Source organism: Kitasatospora sp. NPDC091257 (genome assembly GCF_044757675.1).
Taxonomy (GTDB): domain Bacteria; phylum Actinomycetota; class Actinomycetes; order Streptomycetales; family Streptomycetaceae; genus Kitasatospora; species Kitasatospora lactacystinica.
The window spans coordinates 1-3,001 of sequence record NZ_JBIVVI010001115.1; the positions used below are offsets into that span (position 1 = coordinate 1).

At 78.0% G+C, this 3,001-nt stretch carries 1 protein-coding gene; it reads right to left on the reverse strand.

The genetic code is table 11. The annotated features are described in order from the left end of the window. The coding region (locus tag ACIQOV_RS35100) for an amino acid adenylation domain-containing protein (RefSeq protein WP_401054896.1) at positions 1-2,987 on the reverse strand (2,987 nt) is incomplete at its 3' end. Positions 2,988-3,001 lie beyond the last annotated feature (14 nt).

The window sequence follows — 3,001 nt, forward strand, 5'->3', positions numbered from 1 at the left end:
GCCAGGCCGGCCGGGGTGGGGTGGTCGAAGACCGCGCGGGGGCCGAGGTCGGCGCCGAAGGCCTCGGCGAGACGGGCGGCGAGCCGGATGCTGAGGATGGAGTCGCCGCCCAGGGCGAAGAAGTCCTCGTCCGTGCCGGGCGGGCGGATGCCGAGGACCTCGGCGAAGACCTCGGCGGTGCGGTGTTCGGCGGCGGTGCGCGGTTCGACGCGGGCGCGGCGCCCGTGGCCGGGCCGCTCCTCGGGCGCCGGGAGGGCGGCGCGGTCGACCTTGCCGTTGCGGCTCAGCGGGAGGGCGGGGAGCGGGACGACGGCGGCCGGGACGAGGTAGTCGGGCAGGGTGCGGCCGGCGAAGGCCCGCAGCTCCTCGGGGTCGACGGCGCCGACCGGGTAGGCGACCAGTCGGCGGGCGCCGGGCCGGTCCTCCCGGACGACCACGGCGACGTCGGTGACCTTCGGGTGGGCGGCGAGGGCGGCCTCCACCTCGGCGGGCTCGACCCGGAAGCCGCGGATCTTCACCTGGTCGTCGGCGCGGCCGAGGAATTCGACGGTGCCGTCGGGGCGGCGCCGGGCGAGGTCCCCGGTGCGGTACATCCGGGCGCCGGGCGGGCCGGAGGGGTCGGCGAGGAAGCGGGCGGCGGTGGCGCCGGGGCGGCCGAGGTAGCCGCGGGCCAGGCCCTCGCCGGCCAGGTAGAGCTCGCCCGCGCAGCCCGGCGGGACGGGCCGCAGCCGGCCGTCCAGGACGTGCACCCGCCGGTCGTCCAGCGGGCGGCCGATCGGGACGGTGTCGGGCACGGCCGCGGCGTCCGGGAGGGCGTGGGCGGTGGCGAAGGTGGTGGTCTCGGTGGGGCCGTAGCCGTCCGTGACGGTCAGTCCGGGGCAGGCCGCCAGGACGCGGCGCACGGCGGCGGCGGGCACCACGTCGCCGCCGGTCCACAGGGCCCGCAGGCCGGTGAAGCAGTCCGGCGCGTCCTGGGCGAGCAGCCGGAACAGTCCGGCGGTGAGCCACAGCGCCGTCGGTCCGTCCGGTCCGGCGAGGCGGCGCAGCAGTGCGGCGTCCACCGGGCCGGCGGGGGCGACGAGCACGCAGCCGCCGTTCAGCAGCGGCGCCCACACCTCGAAGGTGGCGGCGTCGAAGGCGACCGGCGAGTGCAGCAGCACCCGGGCGCAGCTGCCGTCGGTGAAGCGGCTGTCGGTGGCGAGCGAGGCCACGTCGCGGTGCCGGACGGCGACGGCCTTGGGTTCGCCGGTGGAGCCGGAGGTGTACATCACGTACGCCAGCCGGTCGGGGTCGGCGGGCGGAAGGTGCGGGGCCGCCTCACCGGTCCGTGCGGCGGCGACCTGTTCGGCGCTCAGCCGGTGGGCGGCGCCGGCCCGGTCGAGCAGGGCGCGGCGGCGCTCCTCGGGGGCGCGCGGGTCGACGGGCAGGTAGGCGCCGCCCGCCTTGAGGACCGCCAGTTGGGCGACGACGAGTTCGGTGCCGCGGTCCATCGCCAGCGCCACCCGGTCCTCGGGGGCCAGGCCGTCGGCGAGCAGCCGGGCGGCCAGCCGGTCGGACCAGTCGTCGAGCCCGCGGTACGTCAGTTCGTGCTCGCCGTCGCGCACGGCGGGGGCGTCGGGGGTGCGGCGGGCCTGCTCGGCGAAGATCCCCAGCGGGCTGCGCGGCACCGGCGGGCGGGCGGTGGCGTGCCAGGCGGCCAGCAGTTCGCGGTCGGCCGCGGTGAGCGGGTCCAGCGCGGCGAGGTCGCCGTCCAGGCCGTCGGCGAGGGCGGTCAGCAGCAGGGCGAGGCGGTCGGCGGCGTCCTGGACGGTGCCGTCGTCGAACAGGGCGGGGTCGTAGGCCAGGTCGAAGGCGAGCTGCCCGCTGAGGTGGGCGCGCAGGCACCAGGGGAAGGTGGTGGCGTCGTCGGCGCGCACCTCGACCACCCGCACGCCGGTGCGGTCCGCGGCCGACTCGTCGACGGGGTAGTTCTCGAACACCAGCATGCTGTCGAACAGCGGTTCCCCGGCGGGCAGTTCACTCAGCGCCTGGATGCGGGGCAGCGCCAGGTGGTCGTGGCGGCGGCCGTCGCTCTGCCGGTCCTGGAGGTCCCGCAGCCAGGGCAGCACGCCGCCGGTCGCGGGCGGCCGGACCCGGGCCGGCACGGTGTTGATGAACAGGCCGATCATCGTCTCGACGCCGGGCAGTTCGGCCGGCCGCCCGGAGACGGTGGTGCCGAAGACGACGTCCGCGGTGCCGCCGTAGCGGGCCAGCAGCAGCGCCCACGCTGCCTCGACCAGGGTGTTGACGGTCAGTCCGGCGGCGGCGGCGTTCTCCCGCAGCCGGGCGGAGAGCGCCTCGTCGAGGGCGCGGTGGACGGCGGCGGTGGCCCGGGCCCGGTGCGCTCCGGCGGGCCGGCGGTCGTAGGGCAGCGCGGTCCGTTCGGTGAACCCGGCCAGGGCGCCGCTCCAGTGGTCCTCGGCGGCCTGTTCGTCCTGCTCGCGCAGCCAGGCCAGGAAGTCCGCGAACGGGCGCCGGACCGGGCGGGGCGCCTGCGGTCCGCCGGTGAGCGCGGCGTACTCCTCGCACACCTCGGTGAGCAGCTGTCCGGTGCTCCAGCCGTCCAGGATCACGTGGTGGGTGGACCAGAGCAGCAGCACCTCCTCGCCGGGCAGCGCGGCCAGGGCCAGCCGGCTGAGCGGCGCGGTGCCCAGGTCCAGCCCGGCGGCCCGCTCCTCGGCGAGCAGCCGTTCGGTCCCCCCGGCGCGCTGTTCGGCCGTCAGCGCGCGCCAGTCCAGGTGGCGGACGGGCAGGGCGGCACGGCGCGCGACCAGCTGGACGGGGTGCGGCAGGCCGCGCCAGTGCACGGAGGTGCGCAGCGCCGGGGTGCGGTCGGCGACCTGCTGCCAGGCCGCGGCGAAGGCCGCCGGGTCGGCGACGCCGGCCAGCCGTACGGCGATCCGGTCCACGTAGGCGCCGTCCCCGTCGACCAGGCCGTGGAAGAGCATGCCGGACTGCAGGG